This is a genomic window from Ruegeria sp. YTSC325 (genome assembly GCF_059609525.1).
The window spans coordinates 1-18581 of the sequence record NZ_JBXWLY010000025.1; the positions used below are offsets into that span (position 1 = coordinate 1).

At 56.1% G+C, this 18581-nt stretch carries 18 protein-coding genes and 2 tRNA genes; 8 read left to right on the top strand and 12 right to left on the bottom strand.

The window, feature by feature from the left end:
- Positions 1-77: transfer RNA gene (locus AC2FF7_RS21550), tRNA-Asp, on the bottom strand.
- A 368-nt stretch (positions 78-445) separates the two neighbouring features.
- Here AC2FF7_RS21550 and AC2FF7_RS21555 point away from each other — a divergent pair.
- Both AC2FF7_RS21555 and AC2FF7_RS21560 read left to right on the top strand, forming a co-directional pair.
- Positions 446-1156, top strand: a complete 711-nt coding sequence (locus AC2FF7_RS21555; protein ID WP_496906312.1) for a porin — start codon at positions 446-448, stop codon at positions 1154-1156.
- Positions 1157-1244: 88 nt separating this feature from the next.
- Positions 1245-1319 (top strand) — tRNA-Val (locus tag AC2FF7_RS21560).
- Between the two features lie 101 nt (positions 1320-1420).
- On the opposite strand, the gene lon is transcribed toward AC2FF7_RS21560, so the two are convergent.
- The 3 genes from lon to AC2FF7_RS21575 form a co-directional block, all read right to left on the bottom strand.
- A complete protein-coding gene (gene lon / locus AC2FF7_RS21565) occupies positions 1421-3829 on the bottom strand; it encodes an endopeptidase La (protein WP_496906313.1) in 2409 nt (802 codons plus the stop codon).
- Between the two features lie 211 nt (positions 3830-4040).
- Complete coding sequence (gene tgt / locus AC2FF7_RS21570) at positions 4041-5171, bottom strand: tRNA guanosine(34) transglycosylase Tgt (protein ID WP_480865419.1); 1131 nt, start codon at positions 5169-5171, stop codon at positions 4041-4043.
- Positions 5172-5234: 63 nt separating this feature from the next.
- On the bottom strand, positions 5235-6146 hold the full coding sequence (locus AC2FF7_RS21575; protein WP_170751005.1) for a nucleoside hydrolase: 912 nt from the start codon (positions 6144-6146) through the stop codon (positions 5235-5237).
- 176 nt (positions 6147-6322) lie between these two features.
- Here AC2FF7_RS21575 and AC2FF7_RS21580 point away from each other — a divergent pair, with 176 nt between their 5' ends.
- The 3 genes from AC2FF7_RS21580 (at position 6323) to AC2FF7_RS21590 (ending at position 7948) form a co-directional block, all read left to right on the top strand.
- Positions 6323-7213, top strand: coding sequence for an SPFH domain-containing protein (locus AC2FF7_RS21580; RefSeq protein WP_170751003.1), 891 nt, complete (start codon positions 6323-6325; stop codon positions 7211-7213).
- The gene (locus AC2FF7_RS21585) at positions 7213-7491 is read left to right on the top strand and encodes an NfeD family protein (protein ID WP_170354040.1); all 279 of its coding nucleotides are present in this window, start codon (positions 7213-7215) and stop codon (positions 7489-7491) included. Before AC2FF7_RS21580 ends, AC2FF7_RS21585 begins: the two co-directional genes overlap by 1 nt.
- Positions 7492-7585: 94 nt before the next feature.
- On the top strand, positions 7586-7948 hold the full coding sequence (locus AC2FF7_RS21590) for an SUF system Fe-S cluster assembly protein (protein ID WP_170354039.1): 363 nt from the start codon (positions 7586-7588) through the stop codon (positions 7946-7948).
- Between the two features lie 50 nt (positions 7949-7998).
- On the opposite strand, the gene AC2FF7_RS21595 is transcribed toward AC2FF7_RS21590, so the two are convergent.
- Positions 7999-8325, bottom strand: a complete 327-nt coding sequence (locus AC2FF7_RS21595; RefSeq protein WP_480865414.1) for a hypothetical protein — start codon at positions 8323-8325, stop codon at positions 7999-8001.
- A 190-nt stretch (positions 8326-8515) separates the two neighbouring features.
- Between AC2FF7_RS21595 and AC2FF7_RS21600 the strand changes: the two genes are divergently transcribed.
- Positions 8516-8881 (top strand): HesB/IscA family protein, encoded by a 366-nt coding sequence (locus AC2FF7_RS21600; protein WP_170354037.1) that lies wholly within the window; start codon positions 8516-8518, stop codon positions 8879-8881.
- On the opposite strand, the gene AC2FF7_RS21605 is transcribed toward AC2FF7_RS21600, so the two are convergent.
- Positions 8878-9792 carry an isopenicillin N synthase family dioxygenase gene (locus tag AC2FF7_RS21605; RefSeq protein WP_496906314.1) on the bottom strand — a complete coding sequence of 305 codons (915 nt, stop codon included), beginning with the start codon at positions 9790-9792 and terminating at the stop codon, positions 8878-8880. The genes AC2FF7_RS21600 and AC2FF7_RS21605 overlap by 4 nt on opposite strands.
- 123 nt (positions 9793-9915) lie before the next feature.
- On the opposite strand from AC2FF7_RS21605, the gene tpiA reads away from it, so the two are divergent.
- A complete protein-coding gene (gene tpiA / locus AC2FF7_RS21610) occupies positions 9916-10665 on the top strand; it encodes a triose-phosphate isomerase (protein WP_496906317.1) in 750 nt (249 codons plus the stop codon).
- A 2-nt stretch (positions 10666-10667) separates the two neighbouring features.
- Here tpiA and AC2FF7_RS21615 read toward each other — a convergent pair whose 3' ends face one another.
- Positions 10668-10979: a DMT family transporter gene (locus AC2FF7_RS21615; RefSeq protein WP_209196907.1), complete on the bottom strand. Its 312-nt coding sequence runs from the start codon at positions 10977-10979 to the stop codon at positions 10668-10670.
- Positions 10980-11131: 152 nt separating this feature from the next.
- Between AC2FF7_RS21615 and AC2FF7_RS21620 the strand changes: the two genes are divergently transcribed.
- Positions 11132-12019: a hypothetical protein gene (locus AC2FF7_RS21620; RefSeq protein ID WP_480865407.1), complete on the top strand. Its 888-nt coding sequence runs from the start codon at positions 11132-11134 to the stop codon at positions 12017-12019.
- 38 nt (positions 12020-12057) lie between these two features.
- Here AC2FF7_RS21620 and AC2FF7_RS21625 read toward each other — a convergent pair whose 3' ends face one another.
- From AC2FF7_RS21625 to AC2FF7_RS21645, 5 genes are all read right to left on the bottom strand, one after another.
- The gene (locus AC2FF7_RS21625) at positions 12058-13434 is read right to left on the bottom strand and encodes a TRAP transporter large permease (RefSeq protein ID WP_170354025.1); all 1377 of its coding nucleotides are present in this window, start codon (positions 13432-13434) and stop codon (positions 12058-12060) included.
- Positions 13434-14111 (bottom strand): TRAP transporter small permease, encoded by a 678-nt coding sequence (locus AC2FF7_RS21630; protein WP_170750993.1) that lies wholly within the window; start codon positions 14109-14111, stop codon positions 13434-13436. Before AC2FF7_RS21630 ends, AC2FF7_RS21625 begins: the two co-directional genes overlap by 1 nt.
- Before the next feature lie 107 nt (positions 14112-14218).
- Positions 14219-15220: a DctP family TRAP transporter solute-binding subunit gene (locus tag AC2FF7_RS21635; protein ID WP_170354021.1), complete on the bottom strand. Its 1002-nt coding sequence runs from the start codon at positions 15218-15220 to the stop codon at positions 14219-14221.
- 363 nt (positions 15221-15583) lie between these two features.
- On the bottom strand, positions 15584-16813 hold the full coding sequence (locus AC2FF7_RS21640; RefSeq protein ID WP_480865404.1) for a sigma-54-dependent transcriptional regulator: 1230 nt from the start codon (positions 16811-16813) through the stop codon (positions 15584-15586).
- Positions 16810-18543 (bottom strand): sensor histidine kinase, encoded by a 1734-nt coding sequence (locus tag AC2FF7_RS21645; RefSeq protein ID WP_170750991.1) that lies wholly within the window; start codon positions 18541-18543, stop codon positions 16810-16812. Before AC2FF7_RS21645 ends, AC2FF7_RS21640 begins: the two co-directional genes overlap by 4 nt.
- Positions 18544-18581 lie beyond the last annotated feature (38 nt).

An 18581-nucleotide genomic window follows, 5' to 3' on the forward strand; every position in this document is an offset into this window, starting at 1 on the left:
TGGCGCGGTTGACGGGGCTCGAACCCGCGACCCCCGGCGTGACAGGCCGGTACTCTAACCAACTGAGCTACAACCGCCCGCTGCCCGTTCGTTGCTGAACGTTTGGGTGTATTATGGCTACGCTCGGGCAGCGTCAAGCGGCGTTTTGAAGTTTTTTCTGAATTGCGAAATTTTACTGCGAAACCCTGTCGACCTTACTCTGCGTGTTTCAAAGAAAACTGCCGCTTTTTGATCACTGGCGACAAACCAACGGGAGACTCATGATCTCCACAACCTGAACCTGTGTCACCCTCGCCACACAGGCTGAAATTCGGTCTGTTTAGATACACATTCAGGCACCACCTAGATAAAGCGACGACTGCTCATCAGGTCATAGTGTGACCCTTAGCAAACAAAACAAGCAAACGGAGCAGAAACGTGAAAAAACGTATTATTTGCAGCATTTTTGGCAGCATCAACAACAATCGGAGCCGCACAGGCCGCGGAAATTTCCGGTGGTTACCTGAATTTGGATTACTCGACATTTACAGACACCGACTTTGGTGATGCCTACAACCTAAACGGCGCTGCGGAATTGGCGTTTAGCCGCGCCTTCAGCGCACAACTCGACCTTGGCGTACAGCGATTCCAAGACCTGAGCGAAACCGCGACCAACTGGACTTTGCACGGCAACTTGCACACCGCCAACAACGCGTCCTTCGGCCTGTTCTACGGCCAGGAAGACCTAGATGATGCGGATTTCGAGTTCTACGGGATCGAAGCTGGATTTGATGCTGGCCCTGCCGAAATCGAAGGGTACCTGGGACGCCAGGATCTGACCAATGCTTCGGACCTAGATGGCACCTTGTTCGGAATCTCGGCCAAGACCGAGCTGACCGACGCTTGGGAACTGAGCACCAGCTTCGACATCGTCGACAACTTTGGAGGCGCGCTGGACTTCAACCTGTTCGCGATTGGCGCGTCTTACGCGGCGGCTGACAATGCCGAAGTTTATGGCAACCTAGGCGTAGCTCATATCTCGTCCCCGCTTGTTTCGGGCAGCTCAAACGAAGCCTATGTGTCTGTCGGCGTTCGCGTAAACTTTGGCAACGACCGTGGCACCACATTCGGTCGTCGCGGAGTGTTGACCCAACTTCCGGGTTTGCCGGGACTTTAAAGCCAAAAGCCCCGAGTTTACCTCGGGGCTTTTGCCTCCAAAATGGCACTTGCAGCAGTTTCAAAGTCGCTGTAATACGCCGCCTTACGGGTGATTAGCTCAGTGGTAGAGCGCTTCGTTCACATCGAAGATGTCAGGAGTTCAAATCTCTTATCACCCACCATTTTTTCCTTTTAGCGATTCATCAAAAGGCCCCAGGGCTTTGGTAATCCGAATAGAAAAAGGGCGGAGTTTTCACTCCGCCCTTTCCACAGCACTCTCAATTTAGTGTGTCGTTGCAGAAGCCGCCGAATTATCAGAAGCCTTAGCCGCAGCGGCAGCGGCTTCCTCGGCCGCTTCGTCCCACTCAATCGGCTCTGGTTCGCTGACCAAAGCCTGTTTCAGCACTTCCGAGACATGCGAGACCGGGATGATCTCTAGCCCTTCCTTCACGTTATCCGGAATATCGGCCAGATCCTTTTCGTTTTCCTCGGGGATCAGAACCGTTTTGATGCCACCACGCAGAGCTGCCAGCAGTTTCTCCTTCAAACCACCAATCGGCATCGCATTACCGCGCAACGAAACTTCGCCGGTCATGGCGATGTCCTTGCGCACCGGAATACCCGTCAGCACGGAAACGATCGATGTGACCATCGCCAGACCTGCCGAAGGCCCATCCTTTGGCGTCGCCCCATCCGGCACGTGGACATGGATATCCAGTGTGTCAAACTTCGGCGGCTTAACACCGATCTGCGGTGAGATTGACCGCACATAGGACGAGGCTGCATCGATGGATTCCTTCATCACATCGCCCAACTTACCAGTGGTCTTCATCCGACCTTTACCCGGCAGTTTCAGCGCCTCGATGTGCAACAAATCGCCGCCAACAGAGGTCCATGCCAGACCAGTGACAACACCGACCTGATCATCCTGTTCGGCCAAGCCGTATCGGAACTTGGGTACACCTAGGAAGTCATCCAGATTGTCTGGCGTCACCGTAACGGATTCAGCCTCTTTCTTGATGATCTTGGTCAGCGACTTCCGGGCAACCTTGGCGATCTCGCGTTCCAGATTCCGCACGCCTGCCTCGCGGGTATAGGTGCGGATAATGGATTGCAGCGCGTCATCGGTCAGCTCAAATTCCTTAGCCTTCAGGCCGTGGTTCTTGACCTGCTTGCTGATCAGGTGCTGCTTGGCGATCTCGGATTTCTCTTCCTCGGTATAGCCAGCCAGTGGAATGATCTCCATCCGATCCAGCAGAGGCCCAGGCATGTTGTAACTGTTCGACGTGGTCAGGAACATCACGTTGGACAGGTCATATTCGACCTCAAGATAGTGGTCCATGAACGTGCTGTTCTGTTCCGGGTCCAACACTTCAAGCATGGCCGAAGCCGGGTCGCCACGGAAATCCTGCCCCATCTTGTCGATCTCATCGAGCAAGATCAGCGGGTTAGTGGTTTTCGCCTTTTTCAAAGCCTGAATGATCTTACCGGGCATCGACCCGATATAGGTCCGACGGTGGCCGCGGATTTCGGATTCGTCGCGCACACCGCCCAACGAGATGCGAATGAACTCGCGCCCCGTGGCTTTGGCGACCGACTTACCCAAAGACGTTTTACCCACACCCGGAGGGCCAACAAGGCACAAGATCGGGCCCTTCAGCTTTTTCGAACGCTGCTGAACCGCAAGGTACTCGACGATCCGTTCCTTGACCTTTTCAAGGCCGTAGTGATCGGCATCCAGAATGTCCTGCGCGCGACCCAGATCTTTTTTGACGCGGGATTTGGTGCCCCACGGCAGTGCCAGAATCCAGTCCAGATAGTTGCGCACAACGGTGGCTTCGGCCGACATGGGCGACATGTTCTTGAGCTTCTTCAGCTCACCTTCGGCCTTTTCGCGCGCTTCTTTCGACAGCTTGGTCTCGGCGATTTTCTCTTCCAGTTCGGCAACTTCATTGCTGCCGTCCTCGCCATCGCCAAGTTCCTTCTGAATGGCTTTCATCTGTTCATTCAGGTAGTATTCGCGCTGCGTTTTCTCCATCTGAGATTTGACGCGGGTCTTGATCTTTTTCTCGACCTGAAGAACCGACATCTCGCCCTGCATGAGGCCATAGACCTTTTCCAGCCGCTCACTAACCGAGAGCGTCTCAAGCAGTTCCTGCTTTTGCTCGACCTCAATGCCCAGATGGCCCGAAACTAGGTCGGCCAGCTTGGCAGGCTCGGTGGTTTCACCAACGGCGGTCAGCGCTTCTTCGGGGATGTTCTTGCGGACTTTGGCGTAACGCTCGAACTCATCCGCGACGGTGCGCAGCAGCGCCTCGGTCGTCGTCACGTCACCGGGAATCTCGGTCAGATATTCGGCACGAGCTTCGAAGAAATCTTCGTTTTCCAAAAATTCGGTGATCTGCACCCGCGCCTGACCTTCGACCAGCACTTTCACGGTGCCGTCGGGCAGTTTAAGTAGTTGCAAAACATTGGCCAGCACACCCGACCGGTAAATCCCATCAATCGAGGGATCATCGTCACCTGGGTCAATCTGGCTGGACAGCAAAATCTGCTTGTCGTCCTGCATCACTTCTTCCAGTGCGCGAACAGATTTTTCCCGACCCACGAACAGCGGCACGATCATATGTGGAAAAACCACAATATCGCGCAGCGGAAGCACCGGGTATGAGGAATTCAGAGGCTCTTGCATGCTCAATCCTTATCATTGGCAAGACGGTACTGGTCCCTATTAAGGCAACGCCCGACCGTCTCCTGTTTGGACGATTAAGGTGGGGTTCAAATACCCCATTTCAACCTCATCGCCGTATGTCGTGATCCAGAATGACCCGAGGTTTTTCGGACTGCAAGGCACCGCGCCGGAATATCCACCGATTTTAACACAACTGACGCAATGTGCGGCATCAAATCGGTTCAATATCGCCCTGAGCGCGCTGCGCGTGGAACTCGGCCTGCCATGCCTCGAATGTTCCAGTTGCAATGGCGTCGCGCATTCCCTGCATGATATCCTGGAAATAATGCAGATTGTGCCACGTTAGCAGCATCCCCGAGATCATCTCGTTCGAACGGAACACGTGGTGAAGATACGCGCGGGAATAATTCGAGCAAGCCGGGCATTTGCATTGTTCGTCCAGCGGTCGCGGATCGTCGGCGTGACGGGCGTTTTTGATGTTCACCACACCATACCGCGTAAACACCTGCCCTGTTCGGCCGGAACGCGAGGGTAGAACACAGTCCATCATGTCAATACCGCGTGCAACCGCGCCTACGATATCATCGGGTTTGCCGACGCCCATGAGGTAGCGCGGCTTGTCGACTGGCAGCATATCCGGCGCAAAGTCCAGCACATCGAACATGGCCTCTTGCCCTTCACCTACAGCCAGTCCACCGACGGCGTAACCTTCAAAGCCGATTTCCTTCAACGCTTCGGCAGATTCTTCGCGAAAATCCTGCTCTAGCCCGCCTTGCTGAATGCCGAACAGCGCATGGCCCGGACGGTCGCCAAAGGCATCACGGGATCTCTGCGCCCATCGCATCGACAGCCGCATGGACGAGGCAATCCGGTCTCGGTCAGCAGGCAACGCAGGGCATTCGTCAAAGCACATAACAATATCCGAGCCCAAAAGCCGCTGAATCTCCATCGACCGTTCCGGCGTCAACTCGTGCTTGGAGCCGTCAATATGCGATTTGAACGTCACACCCTTTTCGGTCAACTTGCGCAACCCGGCAAGCGACATGACCTGAAAGCCGCCCGAATCCGTCAAAATCGGACGATCCCAATTCATGAATTTATGCAATCCGCCCAAGCGGTCGATCCGCTCGGCGGTGGGACGCAACATCAGGTGATAGGTGTTGCCCAGCAGAATGTCCGCACCCGTCGCACGTACGCTTTCCGGCATCATCGCCTTGACCGTCGCCGCCGTTCCGACCGGCATGAAGGCCGGAGTACGCACTTCACCACGCGGAGTGTGGATTACTCCGGTTCTGGCTTTGCCATCGGTGGCCTTCAGGTCAAAAGAGAAACGTTCGGTCATTCGGTGCCTCGGGGTCGCTGAACCGGGCAGCGTTTGCCCGATCCGCGCGCCCAATGCAACCCGTCAAGGAAGAGAGGCGACGCGCTCGGTGAACAGCTGCACAACCCCTGCCCCATCCACATCGCGGCAAACTCGGATTGGCGGGCGAGAGGGGTCGGGGCGCGTGGCACCGATTTCAGAGCCAGTTGTGGTAACTTTCACCCCGGTGTCAACCATGTCGAACATCCCATCATGCGTACAGGCGATCACAGCCGTGGAGTCGTGGAGCCCACACCCCTCAAGACCCCCAATTTCCTTGTAGAAATTGAGATAGAACCGAGAGATATCCCGCAAGAACCCGCCAATATCCGTAGATCGTCTCGCCAACGCTTCGAAATCGGCGGTTTCGTAAAGGGTTTTAAGCGTGACATCTAAGCCGACCAGAACAGTATCCGGAGGCGAAGAGAACACCTCATCCGCTGCTGCAGCGTCGTGGTAAATGTTAGCCTCGGCGTGTTCGGTAATGTTACCTGGGCAAAACACGGCCCCACCCATAATGACCAACCGCTTGATGTTGCCTGAAAACTCGGGGTCCAAGCGCATTGCCGCAGCGATGTTGGTCAGCGGTCCCACGGCACAGACCACCAATTCACCACGATGCGCTTTCGCCATTTCCACAAGGAATGCGGCGGCGTCCAGCGAATGGTTTGTCCCTACCTCTGGAATATCCGTTAAGTCACCAAAGCCTTCGGGACCATGAACACGCTCGGATGGCGCGTGATCGGTCCTACCCAGCGCGAAAGGCGCACCTTCGGCGACCGGTGCTTCTACAGCCAGTCGATGCAAAAGGTAACGCGCATTTCGGCTGGATTGGTGAACATGCGTGTTGCCGAAAACGGTGGTCAGCCCCAATAGATCAATTTCCGAGGCCGCCGCCGCATAAGATATGGCCATGGCGTCGTCGATGCCGGGATCGGTGTCGATAATAAGTTTCATGCACGTCCGATAGCGCAATCACCAAGGGATGCAAAGCGGCCACATTCGGAAATTTCCCCCTTACATCCGAACGTTCATAGATTTGAATCTAATCCTATACCCGCCATACCTGACTTGAAATTGGGCAAGTCAATCCCCAAATGTATACTATAGTACACAATAATGAGAGGACAGATATGACCGAAGACCAGATTATAGGATTGCTTTCGTCGAACATCATTTTCGTTCTTGGCGCCGTTCTGATTGTCGTTGTTATCTTCAAAGGCATTAAAATCGTGCCTCAGTCGGAAAAATACGTGATTGAACGCTTTGGCCGCCTGCATTCGGTCCTTGGACCGGGTATCAACTTTATTGTTCCGTTTCTTGATGTTGCACGTCACAAGATATCCATTCTGGAACGCCAATTGCCCAATGCGACGCAAGACGCGATTACTAAGGACAACGTGTTGGTGCAAATCGACACCTCGGTCTTTTACCGCATTCTTGAGCCTGAAAAGACCGTCTACCGCATCCGCGATGTAGATGGTGCGATTGCCACCACTGTGGCTGGGATCGTCCGGGCCGAGATCGGCAAAATGGACCTGGATGAGGTTCAGTCGAACCGTGCACAGTTGATCAACCGCATTCAGGAAAGTGTGGAAACTGCCGTAGATGACTGGGGCATCGAGGTGACCCGTGCCGAGATTCTGGATGTGAATCTGGATCAGGCGACGCGCGATGCGATGTTGCAGCAGTTGAACGCCGAACGCGCCCGTCGGGCACAGGTCACCGAGGCCGAGGGGCAAAAACGCGCTGTCGAATTGAACGCCGACGCCGAGCTGTATGCGGCCGAGCAAACCGCCAAAGCTCGTCGTATTGAAGCTGAAGCCGAAGCGTATGCAACCGGTGTTGTGGCCAAGGCCATTCAGGACAATGGTATCGAGGCTGCGCAATACCAGGTGGCGTTGAAACAGGTCGAAGCGCTGAACGCGCTGGGCGCTGGCAATGGTTCGCAGACAATCGTTGTGCCTGCAAATGCATTGGAAGCATTTGGCGATGCCTTTAAGATGCTGAAGGGAGGCAAGTAATGGCAGACCCGTTCTGGCTGACATGGTGGATTTGGTTGGCGGGGGCATTGGCCCTCGGCATCCTCGAGATTGTGCTGCCGGGATTCATCTTTCTGGGCTTCGCAATCGGCGCGGCAATCACTGGGTTGTTGCTGATCATCCCAGGTGTGGCGCCGTCCCTGCCGGTTCTGCTGCTGATCTTTGCTGCATTGTCGCTGATAGCATGGCTGGTTCTGCGACGGATGTTCGCCCTGCCCCACGGTCAAGTGAAGACCTTTCGGCACGACATCAACGAATGAACCCACTGGTGCCCGCTTTGGGCACCACGCCACCTCTGGACGCTGCCCATAGCTTTCCCTATATAAAAGCTCAGGAAACAGACCCGAGGCACGAATGACTCACCCCAGCGAACAGTTTGAAGGCACGCCATTGATTGCGCCTTCGACAATTGAGCACCCCCTGTATGACGCAGTGGTCGAGGCCTGCCGGTCAGTCTATGACCCTGAAATTCCAGTTAACATCTATGATCTGGGTTTGATCTATACCATCGACATTTCCGGCGAGAACGCGGTGAAAGTGATCATGACCCTGACTGCACCGGGTTGCCCGGTAGCAGGCGAAATGCCCGGCTGGATCGTCGAAGCCGTCGAGCCGGTTGCGGGCGTCAAGGAAGTCGATGTCGAACTAACTTGGGAACCCCCCTGGGGAATGGAGATGATGTCAGACGAAGCCCGTTTAGAGCTGGGCTTCATGTAAGAACGATCTGATATCTTGCCGAAAAACCGCCCGTCTGACCGGGCGGTTTTTTATTTGACGTCGCAGGTTGTTCTGATCTCGGCGGCCCTTTCGTCCAGCGCTTTGACGTAGTCGCCTGAAAGCATTGATAGCCGCTTCTTCTCCGTCCCGGTCACCAGCCCCAACAACGCACCTGCGGGCAATATCGACACGACACTTTCAACTTGCTGGTCCTGTGCATGTTTCTTTTCTGCTGCGATGGCGCGTAAGTCGCCTTCGGCCGTCGCACAGTTTACCGGGTGCCGCTTGCCGTCCACAGCTGCGGATGCAACGCCTGCGACCACTATTGCAATCGAGATAAACAGGCCCGCCTTCAACACCTTGGAGAGTTTATGCATGTCCATGCACCTTTCATTATCCACTGCCATACCCTGTTCGCAGGCTAGGCCGACCCATTGTCTGAACGCAAGCTTGGGTTCCGTCTGACGGCAACCTTACTGGAAAAGTTAGGTAAGCACGGCTGCTATGTCTTGAGACTGTTTCGCCTAAGCACTAAATTGAAGATAACGCGCGATAACGGAGACCAACATGTTCGGCATTCCCGGGAAACAAGCGGTGACGATCACACCGAAAGCTGCGACCCAGATTGTGAGCCTGATGAAATCAGGTGGACATGCCGGGCTGCGCATCGGTGTCAAGAAAGGTGGCTGCGCAGGCATGGAATACACCATGGACTACGTGGACGAAGCCGATGCCAATGACGAGGTCGTAGAACAGGATGGCGCACGGGTGATGATCGCCCCTATGGCACAGATGTTTCTGTTCGGAACCGAGATCGACTATGAGGTTTCGCTGCTGGAATCCGGCTTCAAGTTCCGCAACCCTAACGTTGTCGATGCCTGCGGTTGCGGCGAGTCGATCAAGTTTGACGAAACGCTCTCGGCCCAGCGTTAAGACGCTTCTTTCAGGTGAACATAGGTTTCGTTGAACCGCGTCGTCAGGTGTTCTCCGGCACGAATAACCTTGTCTGAATTCGGCGGAGCAACATTTGTGTCGTAGGACGGATTGAAGAACAGCGGCACCGAGATCCGTTCTTCAGACCCTCCTACCACCCGGTGCAACGTGGCTTTGACCCGACCGTCGGTCCAGAATTCCAGCATTTCACCAAAGTTGATAATGAAGGTTCCGGGTCGGGCTTCGGCCGGTTCCCATTTTCCATCAGGCATTTGAACCTCTAGCCCAGCGGTACCATCTGTCGCCAACAGTGTCAGACACCCATAGTCAGTGTGTGCGCCGATTCCAAAATCCTGATGCCCTGCCCAAGCGGGGCGCTGAGGGTAGTAATTGCCGCGCAGCAAGGCCATGGGCGTTTCAAATGCGCTGTCGAAGCTGGCTGCATCTCGACCCAGGGCCACAGCGATTGCCCTTAGAACGCGCATCGCGACTGCACTGGCGTCGGTGTAGTAGGGCTGGATGGTATCTTGGAAGCCGGCCCGCGCCTCGGGCCATTGGTTCGGCGCATAAACGCTCAGGTCCTTGGCTGCATAGAGGTTTCCTGCTGGTAGTTCGTATCCGCAGTCAAAAACCTCTTTGAAGTCGGGGTTGGCATTCGGGTCGACCTGTTCGGATTGTGAAGCGCCCCACCCTCGGTTTGCCCCAGTCTTAGCCATATCAACGCGCGCTTTCTGGGCCTCGGGTAAGTGAAAGAACTTTCGATAGGCTTCAATGACCGACGTGCACCGTGATGCATCCAAGCCTGTATTGGACACAGTCAGGAAACCCACCTCACCGATTGCGTGCAGCAGGCGGGCCAACTCATCGGGCTCGCGTCGGTCCAGTTTTTCTAGGTCCAGGTTGTTGATCATGAGGGCCTCGGAAATTGCGCGGGAGTTGTGCCGTTTTGGCAGCTAATCCGCAACCAGAATTGTCAGTGTGTCCGCACGGTGCTATCCGATGTGCAAACAATAGCTTAAATGGGGGATCCTATGATGCGGCGCAAGCTTGCGGCAGGGAATTGGAAGATGAACGGAACGGCTGCGGATTTAGCCGAGTTGGAGGCGCTGTCAAGGACCTACCCTTCCCCATCAGTTGATGTGCTGATTTGTCCACCCGCAACGCTGATACACCGTGCCGCGCAAACGGTCGGTGAAGCCGGGATCATGATCGGCGGTCAGGACTGTCATACCGCGTCATCCGGCGCCCATACTGGCGACATAAGCGCCCAGATGCTGATGGATGCCGGGGCATCAATGGTGATCCTTGGCCACTCTGAACGGCGCGAAGATCACGCCGAACAGAACGAAGATGTTCGCGCCAAAGCGCGTGCCGTTATGGATGCTGGCCTAAAGGCCATCATCTGCGTCGGTGAAAGCCTTGAACAGCGCGAAGCGGCCAACACGCTGGACATCATTGGCGGCCAGATGTCGGGCTCGATCCCGGACCAATCCACCGGCGAGAACCTGATCGTAGCCTATGAACCCATTTGGGCCATCGGCACGGGAAAAGTTCCCACATTGGACGAAATCGGAGAAGTCCACGACTTTATCCGTGCGCGTCTGGAACGGCGGTTTGGCGAAGGCGTGGGGCGGTCCGTCCGGTTGCTTTACGGCGGGTCAGTCAAGCCCGGCAATGCGGCGAATATCTTTGCCGTATCCAACGTGGATGGTGCCTTGGTTGGTGGCGCCAGCCTTAAGGCTAACGACTTTTCCGGCATTATCGACGCATTGCAGAACGCCTGAGACTACGCCAGTTTCATGGTAACCAAACCGGCCACAATCAGGGCGGCTGCGATAAGGCGCGGGGCTGTCACGGCCTCGCCCAGAAAGACAACGCCAACGGCAAAAGCACCGATGGCCCCAATTCCGGTCCAAATCGTGTAGGCTGTGCCAAGTGGCAGATCACGCATTGCCAAAGCCAAAAGTCCGAACGATGCGACCATGGAAACACCCATAATGGCGGTTGGCCAAAGACGGGTGAAACCGGCAGATTGCTTCATGGCAACAGCCCAGCCAATCTCGAGAACACCGGCGAACAGAAGAAAAATCCAAGGCATTGGGACACCTCTCATATCTTCGAGTCGTCCCGAACGATACACAGGTTTAGATGAGGTCGTCCTCGGCCCTCAATCTGGGCACTAAAAATCCCTCATTCAAGAGCATTTCTTTCACAAAACTGTAGCCTGACCGTCACATCCCGCCTCTAAAGATGCAGAAATCGCATTTTTACACCGCGAACTTGAAGTCGCGCGGTGGCCGTAACAAAACGGATGGAAACCTGCTGACGGAAACCTCTGGCAAAGCCTGTGTTCCGTGCATGAAATGGGGTACGCCGTTCAGTGCGCATGATGTCAACATGCTGTTCGCGGCTGTCCGCGATCATTTGCCCGTAGACCATGACGTCATTTGCATCACAGATGACACCACCGGGCTTGATCCCGCCATCAAGACGCGCGCCCTGTCCTTTCCCCAATTGGATCAGTCGGAATGGGTTCACGGTAAATGGCCCAAATTGCTTATGTTCGACAGACGGATTGTGCAAGGCTACGAAACAGCGCTGTTCCTTGACCTCGATCTCTTAGTAACCGGTGAACTCACGCCCCTGTTGCTCAGCGTACGTGAACGCGGCGGGCTTTACCTTATGCCTAAGTTTCGCGCCTTTGTGTGGCGTGCGATACCCGCAGCGTTCTGGGATCGTGTTCCGGGGCTTATGAACCTGGTCACACGTGGGACTTCTTCTGTGGTCGGATTTATACCCAGGAAGCAGTTCCACTTGTATGATGACTTTGACGCGGCCCGCGACCTGAAGGCTTACAAGAATGATCAGGACTATATCTCAGGGCGGGCGTGGCGGCGTCGGTGCTACCCGAAGGATTGGTGTATCGGGATAATACACCTGGTCCCCTATTGGCCGTTCAATCTGATTTTCCGAAAGTACCGCAACCTGCCAAAACGCCCTAAAATCGTTATCTTCAAAGGAAACCCGAAAGCGCTTGAGCTGGCGGGGCAGAATGTCGGGGAATGGGGAACGAAGCGCCGCCGTGGCTTTGGCAGCATTGGCTGGGTTGAGACATATCTACAGAAATACAGCACGTAAGAAGAAAGGCCGGGCCCAAGAGGGTCCGGCCTTTTTCTTTAGTTCGTTATGATCTCTGGCCCCATGAAGGTGTTGGGCAGGAAGGTCGATATCCACGGTATGTACGTCACCATGATCAAGAAGACGAACAGCACGGCCAAGAACGGCAACGCCGCTTTCACAACGCTCATCATCGGCATCCCGGCCACGCCCGAAGTCACGAACAGGTTCAACCCGACCGGAGGTGTAATCATCCCGATCTCCATGTTGACCACCATGATGATGCCCAGATGGATTGGGTCGATTCCCAGCTCGATGGCAATCGGGAACACCAGCGGTGCGACGATGACCAGCAGGCCCGAGGGCTCCATGAACTGACCACCGATCAGAAGGATCACGTTCACCACGATCAGGAAAGTCACAGGACCCAGACCTGCAGACAACATTGCGCTAGCGATGTGCTGTGGCACTTGCTCGTCCGTCAGAACGTGTTTCAGGATCAGCGCGTTGGCGATCACGAACAGCAGCGTGACAGTCAGCTTGCCGGCCTCGAACAGCGTATGCTTGGTGTCCGGGTGAAAGAACGCGGTTACCAGCGCATAAGGCTTTTTGATCAAAGGCAGGTTCTGCTGGCCCTCTTCGGTGCTGAGCGGCCCCATATCTTTGTAGACAAAGCTGGCAATCAGGAAAGAGTACACCGCAGCGACGGCTGCCGCCTCGGTCGGGGTGAAGATACCGCCATAGATACCACCCAGAATGATGACGATAAGGAACAGGCCCCATCCGGCCTCGCGCGCCGAGGCAAAGATCTCACCCCACCCTTTCCAATCGCCTTTGGGCAGGTTCTTGACCTTGGCCATGACATAGATGGTGATCATCAGCATCAGACCCGCCATCAAGCCTGGAATAACGCCTGCAAGGAACATGCGCCCGACCGACACCTCAACGGCGGCCGCATAGACGACCATCACGATCGACGGCGGGATCAGGATGCCCAGAGTACCAGCGTTACAGATCACACCAGCGGCGAATTCCTTGGAATACCCCACCTGACGCATGCCCGCGATCACGATGGAGCCGATGGCCACCACGGTCGCCGGGGACGAGCCTGACAGCGCCGCAAACAACATACAGGCAAACACACCCGCAATCGCCAAACCACCCGGAAGATGCCCCACACAGGCAATCGAGAACCGGATAATCCTCCGCGCCACACCACCCGTCGTCATGAAGGACGACGCGAGGATAAAGAACGGGATCGCCAACAAGGTGAAATGGCCCTCGAATGCCTCGAACAGTGTGCCTGCGACCGAGGCCAGCGAACTGTCAGAATAGATCAGCAGGAACAGGGTCGAACTGAGGCCAAGCGCCACCGCAATCGGAACACCGATCAGCAGCAAGCCAATGACCATTGAGAAAAGAAGAACGACGTCCATTAGTCATGCACCCCTTGTTGTGCGCGGACTTCTTCGATCTCGTCCTCGACTTCGTGGCTGGCGACAAGGCGGTCGGCCTCTCCGCGCCAGATTTGAATGGCGGCTTGCGTAAACCGGATCACCAGCAACAGCATGGATACGGGCAGCACCAGATACGGAATGACCTTTGGGATTTTCTCGTACCCTTCACCATAGTTGATCAGGTCTTCCAGAAAGCGCAGCGGCGCGACCATCGGAATATCGTCAACCTCATAAAAACTCTGACTGCGCGCCCCGGTATCAAACCCGGTTGGGAACCAGCGCCCCGACGTGGGTGGCAGATCCGCAAACACAGCCCAATAGTCATACGACCCCTTCAGCAACAGCAACGAAAAGACCAGACAGCAAGCCACTGCGATCAGAGCCAGCACACGGCGCGGTGCAGGTGGCAGCATGTTAAGGATCGCATCAACGCCCAGATGCGCATGTTTCTTGACCGCATAAGACGCGCCAAGCAGCACCAGCCACCCGAACATGAACACGGTCATTTCAAGTGCCCACAGGATATTGGAATTAAAGGCAAACCGCGCGATCACGTTGGCAAACGTCACAGCCGTCATCAGGCCAAGCAACACCGCGATCAGGGTTTCCTCGATATGGTCGATCAGCCCGCCTTGGCCGGGATTCGCACCAGACATCTCTCTGTCCCCACATTTTTAGGATGATTGATTGGGGCGGGCCTGATGCGGCCCGCCCGGCCTGCGCGTCGATAACTCCCCAGTCCCCCGACGCGCGGCGATCCGGATCAGAACCCGGCGTTGATCGCCTGAGCGGCGTCGATTTTGTCTTGGCCTACATCACCAGCGAATTTGTCCCAAACAGGCTTCATGGCATCGACCCAAGCCTGACGCTGTTCAGCGTTCAATTCACGGATGGTGCCACCAGCGTCGATAACCGACTGCTTGGCCGCTTCGTTGACTGCAAAGGCTTCTTTGTTGCGCGTCTCGGTGACTTCACCCAGGATCGTCAGGAATTGATCGCGCACTTCGGGGTCCAGGCTGTCCAGCCAGTCAACCGAGGTCACGACCAGATAGTCGATGATACCGTGGTTGGTTTCGGTGATACCGTCCTGCACCTCGAAGAACTTCTTGCCATAGATGTTCGACCAGGTGTTTTCCTGGCCATCCACAACACCCTGCTGCAGAGCGCCATACACTTCCGAGAACGCCATCTTCTGCGGGCTACCACCGATCGCTTCCATTTGCGCGACCAGCACGTCCGACGACTGCACGCGGAACTTCAGACCATTAGCATCTGCCGGTGTTTCCAGTGGCTTGTTGGCGGACATCTGCTTCATGCCATTGTGCCAGAACGCCAATCCCTGCAGGCCGCGGCGCTGCATGCTGTCCTTCATGGCCTGACCGTCGGCCGAGGCTTGGAACGCATCCACTGCATCGATGTTCTTGAACATGAACGGCAGGTCAAATAGCCGGAATTGCTTGGTGAATTTTTCAAACTTGGACAGCGACGGCGCAGCTAGCTGAACATCGCCCTGCAACATAGCCTCAAGGACCTTGTCGTCATTATAGAGGGTCGAGTTAGGGAAAACCTCCATACACATGACGCCATTCATTTCATCGTTCACACGCTGCTCAAGCAGCGACGCTGCTATACCCTTGGGGTGCTTGTCGGTGTTCGTCACGTGAGCGAACTTCACCACGATCTCACCATCGTCACACGCTGCCATACCGGCAGTTGCCGTCACAGTCAGAGCAACTGCTGTCGCGGCTGTTGTCAGGAATTTCATCTGTCTTTTCCTCCCAGACTTCTCAGAAACTTCTCAAGAGCGCCGCCAAGGCGCCTTATGCCGGGCAGTGAACCGAATCGCCTGCCACCGCTCAACTTTTTGTTGGGGATGCGCGCGCTTCGTTTTAAACCATTGTTTTTATTACACGTATCAGCGTTTCAACTAAGTCTGCCGTGAACCAACCTGGACTACGTGCGAAATTCCACACAAGGAAATCTGCCTTTGTGCGGATTTTCGCACATATTTCGAATCGTACGATTAGAATCACCCGACAACACCTGCGCCACCGCAGTCCGCACCAGCGGACTGCCACGCCCAAAGCCTTGAATTGCATGAAAATGGAGTGACAGGCGGCGGGAGAACCTACCTTCGGTAATCCTCGGGGCGAATGCCATAACGCGCTAGTTTGTCGTAGAAGGTCTTACGCGGCAGTTTTAGCGCTTTGGCCGCGTCCGAGGCCTTGCCATTGTGGCGCCCCAAAGATGCAATCAAAAGCGAACGTTCGACTTGGGCCATCTGCTCACTCAGCCCCAGCTCAGCGGCCGAAGCGACCTCGTCCGGCATCCCAAGAACAAACCGCATGGCCGCTGACATCAGGGATCGCGCATTGCCCGGCCAGTCCTGCGTCATCAATGACGCCAAATGTTCCGACGTGATATCCGGTGCAGCAATCCCGGCCTGCTCGGCCGCTTGTGCAACATAGTGGCGAAAGATCACCGGAATATCCTCGGGGCGTTCAGCAAGCGACGGTATCCGAACCCGCATCACGTCCAAACGATAGAAAAGGTCGGCATGAAACTGTCCCGCATCAGACAAGCGCGCGAGATCAGCAGTGGTTCCGGCGATGATACGCGCGCCGACCCCTTGCTCGACGATTTCAAGGGCAGCGTACTGGGTTTCAGTCGGCATCGCCGAAATCTCATCCAAAAACAATGAGCCCCCCGCGGCGTCCTCACAAACATGTCGTAACTCCTGCACCGTCAACCCCGAGGCAGGGCGCTTGACAAACGGGCCTTGCGATTGCGGAGACATCAAATGCACCACTTCAGCCACCTTTGAAATGCCGCTGCCTGCGGGGCCGGTCACGAGAACCTCTACCCCTGTCCGGGCAACCGTACGAACCCGTTCCCTAAGCCGCTCGGCTTGCGCAGACAGGCCGAACAGAAGCCGCGCGGCTGGATCTCCTTTTTCCAACTCAGTTTTCAAGGCACGCTGTTCCAGAACGTGTCGCCGCGCCGCCTGTGCGCGTTCCAGAACCTCGAGCAAGTCCGAGGCAGCGCATGGTTTTTCGAGAAAATCAAATGCACCTGTCCCCATCGCACGAACGGCCATGGGGACATCACCTTCGCCAGTCAACAAGATCACCGGCAGATCGGCATCAACCTCACGCGCGTAGTTCAACAGGTGAAACCCGTCACGTCCGGGCATCCTGATGTCCGACACGATAACACCTGCAAAATCAGCCCGAATGTGATCCTTGGCGGCTACGAAAGACCCAGCAGTCACGGGCGCGTAATCCGCCAGCTCCAGCGTTTGGGCCAAAGCCTCGCGCACCGCCGCATCGTCATCGACCAAAAGGACCTTTCGTGTCATGCGACCTCATCTTCCCGGTAATACTCAAGCTCGACCGTGAACATCGCCCCTGTCTGCGCGTTGGTTCCACGGATGTTACCACCAAAACTCTGGACCAACCCGTAAGAGATCGAGAGGCCCAACCCCATCCCCTCGGACGATCCCACAGCCTTGGTGGTATAGAACGGCTCGAACAGTTTTTCAGTGTTTTCGATACCTGGGCCGATATCGCGCACCGTGACCGCCAGTTTGTCACCCGTCTCGATCGCAATATTGATCAACTTGTCATCCTGCTGGCTCATGGCATCGGCGGCGTTGTTGATCAGGTTCACAAACACCTGAACAAGCCGCACCTCGCCGCCCCAAGCAAAAACAGGACCAGAAGGCAGCTGCCATTCCAGTTCGACCCCTTCGGACCGCAGGCGCGCATCGGTCAGTTCGACAGCCGTTTCGATCACCTGAACCAAGTCGACCTTACCCATAGGTTCACTTTCGTTTCGGGCAAAGGCCCGAAGGTTTTTGATGATGCGCGCCATCCGCGCCGCCATGTCCGATATGCGTGTCAGATTTTCAGCCGCACGCCCCTCGCGCCCACGCGACAAAAATGCTGTGCCATTATCGGCAAATTGCTGGATCGCCATGAGCGGCTGGTTTAGTTCGTGGCTGATCCCGGCGGACATCTGCCCCAATGCGCTTAGTTTTCCGGCCTGTATCAGCTCGGCCTGGGCTTTCTTTAATGCGGTTTCAGCCTCTTGCCGCTCATGAACTTCGCGCCTGAGAGCGGTGTTGGCAGCCGTCAGAGCACGGGTTCGCTGCGCAACACGACTTTCCAGAACGACATTGGCCTGCGCCAGCGTCCTGCGCCGCTCCGTCGCCAGGAACAACAAGGCACCAAAAGCAAAACAGATCGCAGCTACCGCGGCAGCCTGCAGCCCCGCCAAACGCCGCGCCGGAGCTACATCGACCAAAACCTCGGCCGTCATGTCGATCACGGGCAAATCAAGCGTCAGGTGCAGCGCACGTTCAGGCAGATACCTGCCCCACCCCAATCGCCAAAGCTCGTGCCCACCGATCATGGTCGAGGCGAAATCGGTCGCATTCCCTTCTGGCGGAGACAGGCCCTGCTGACCCTCGGACCGATACCAGAACAGAAGGTCGGACCGGTTCGAGATAAAGACCACCCCTTCGGAATCCACAAAGAAAACGGCCTCGGTACTGCCGCGCCATGTTTGTTCGACATCCTGAACATCGGCGACGACCATCAAGGCCCCTTGCACCCGACCCAATGCATCAAATGTCGGTGCTGCGTAAGAATAAATGCGCGCACCGCTTTCGGGAAGGACCCCGTGCGCACTCCCCAAAGCGCCCTGCAATGCGCGTTCGAACGCTGGGTGACCCGCCAGACTGCCCTGCGCGATCGGCTGTGCAGCGGTCAGAACCCGACCATTGCGGTCCAGATATAACATGTTGACGGCAGCTGTCTTATCGGCCACGTCCAGCAACATGGCTTGTGCCGCCTGACGTTGTGAGGGTGTGTCCAGCGTAGCCAGCGCAGGATGGCCCGCCATCAGAACGGCCAATTCCTGATAGACCTGCATCTGAGTGCTTAACCGGTCCGCGGCCAGTTCCAAATCGGCCTCGGCCTTCTCGCTAAGCTGCGACAACGCCTGCCTGAACCCGTAGGACCAGACGCCCGCCGACAGCAGCGCGACCGAGAACAGAAAACCTATGACGACGAATGCTCTGTGCATATCCTAGGGTCTTGCATTCAGCGCGGCCTATGGCAAGT

Excerpts from the sequence above, each read along its gene's own strand:
- AC2FF7_RS21590 (WP_170354039.1), top strand. The coding sequence starts at position 7,586 with ATGACTCACCCCAGCGAACAGTTTGAAGGCACGCCATTGATTGCGCCT.
- AC2FF7_RS21580 (WP_170751003.1), top strand. The coding sequence starts at position 6,323 with ATGACCGAAGACCAGATTATAGGATTGCTTTCGTCGAACATCATTTTC.
- tgt (WP_480865419.1), bottom strand. The coding sequence starts at position 5,171 with ATGACCGAACGTTTCTCTTTTGACCTGAAGGCCACCGATGGCAAAGCC.
- tpiA (WP_496906317.1), top strand. The coding sequence starts at position 9,916 with ATGCGGCGCAAGCTTGCGGCAGGGAATTGGAAGATGAACGGAACGGCT.
- lon (WP_496906313.1), bottom strand. The coding sequence starts at position 3,829 with ATGCAAGAGCCTCTGAATTCCTCATACCCGGTGCTTCCGCTGCGCGAT.
- AC2FF7_RS21620 (WP_480865407.1), top strand. The coding sequence starts at position 11,132 with ATGCAGAAATCGCATTTTTACACCGCGAACTTGAAGTCGCGCGGTGGC.
- AC2FF7_RS21625 (WP_170354025.1), bottom strand. The coding sequence starts at position 13,434 with ATGGACGTCGTTCTTCTTTTCTCAATGGTCATTGGCTTGCTGCTGATC.
- AC2FF7_RS21575 (WP_170751005.1), bottom strand. The coding sequence starts at position 6,146 with ATGAAACTTATTATCGACACCGATCCCGGCATCGACGACGCCATGGCC.
- AC2FF7_RS21585 (WP_170354040.1), top strand. The coding sequence starts at position 7,213 with ATGGCAGACCCGTTCTGGCTGACATGGTGGATTTGGTTGGCGGGGGCA.
- AC2FF7_RS21615 (WP_209196907.1), bottom strand. The coding sequence starts at position 10,979 with ATGCCTTGGATTTTTCTTCTGTTCGCCGGTGTTCTCGAGATTGGCTGG.
- AC2FF7_RS21605 (WP_496906314.1), bottom strand. The coding sequence starts at position 9,792 with ATGATCAACAACCTGGACCTAGAAAAACTGGACCGACGCGAGCCCGAT.
- AC2FF7_RS21640 (WP_480865404.1), bottom strand. The coding sequence starts at position 16,813 with ATGACACGAAAGGTCCTTTTGGTCGATGACGATGCGGCGGTGCGCGAG.
- AC2FF7_RS21630 (WP_170750993.1), bottom strand. The coding sequence starts at position 14,111 with ATGTCTGGTGCGAATCCCGGCCAAGGCGGGCTGATCGACCATATCGAG.
- AC2FF7_RS21600 (WP_170354037.1), top strand. The coding sequence starts at position 8,516 with ATGTTCGGCATTCCCGGGAAACAAGCGGTGACGATCACACCGAAAGCT.
- AC2FF7_RS21635 (WP_170354021.1), bottom strand. The coding sequence starts at position 15,220 with ATGAAATTCCTGACAACAGCCGCGACAGCAGTTGCTCTGACTGTGACG.
- AC2FF7_RS21595 (WP_480865414.1), bottom strand. The coding sequence starts at position 8,325 with ATGCATAAACTCTCCAAGGTGTTGAAGGCGGGCCTGTTTATCTCGATT.
- AC2FF7_RS21645 (WP_170750991.1), bottom strand. The coding sequence starts at position 18,543 with ATGCACAGAGCATTCGTCGTCATAGGTTTTCTGTTCTCGGTCGCGCTG.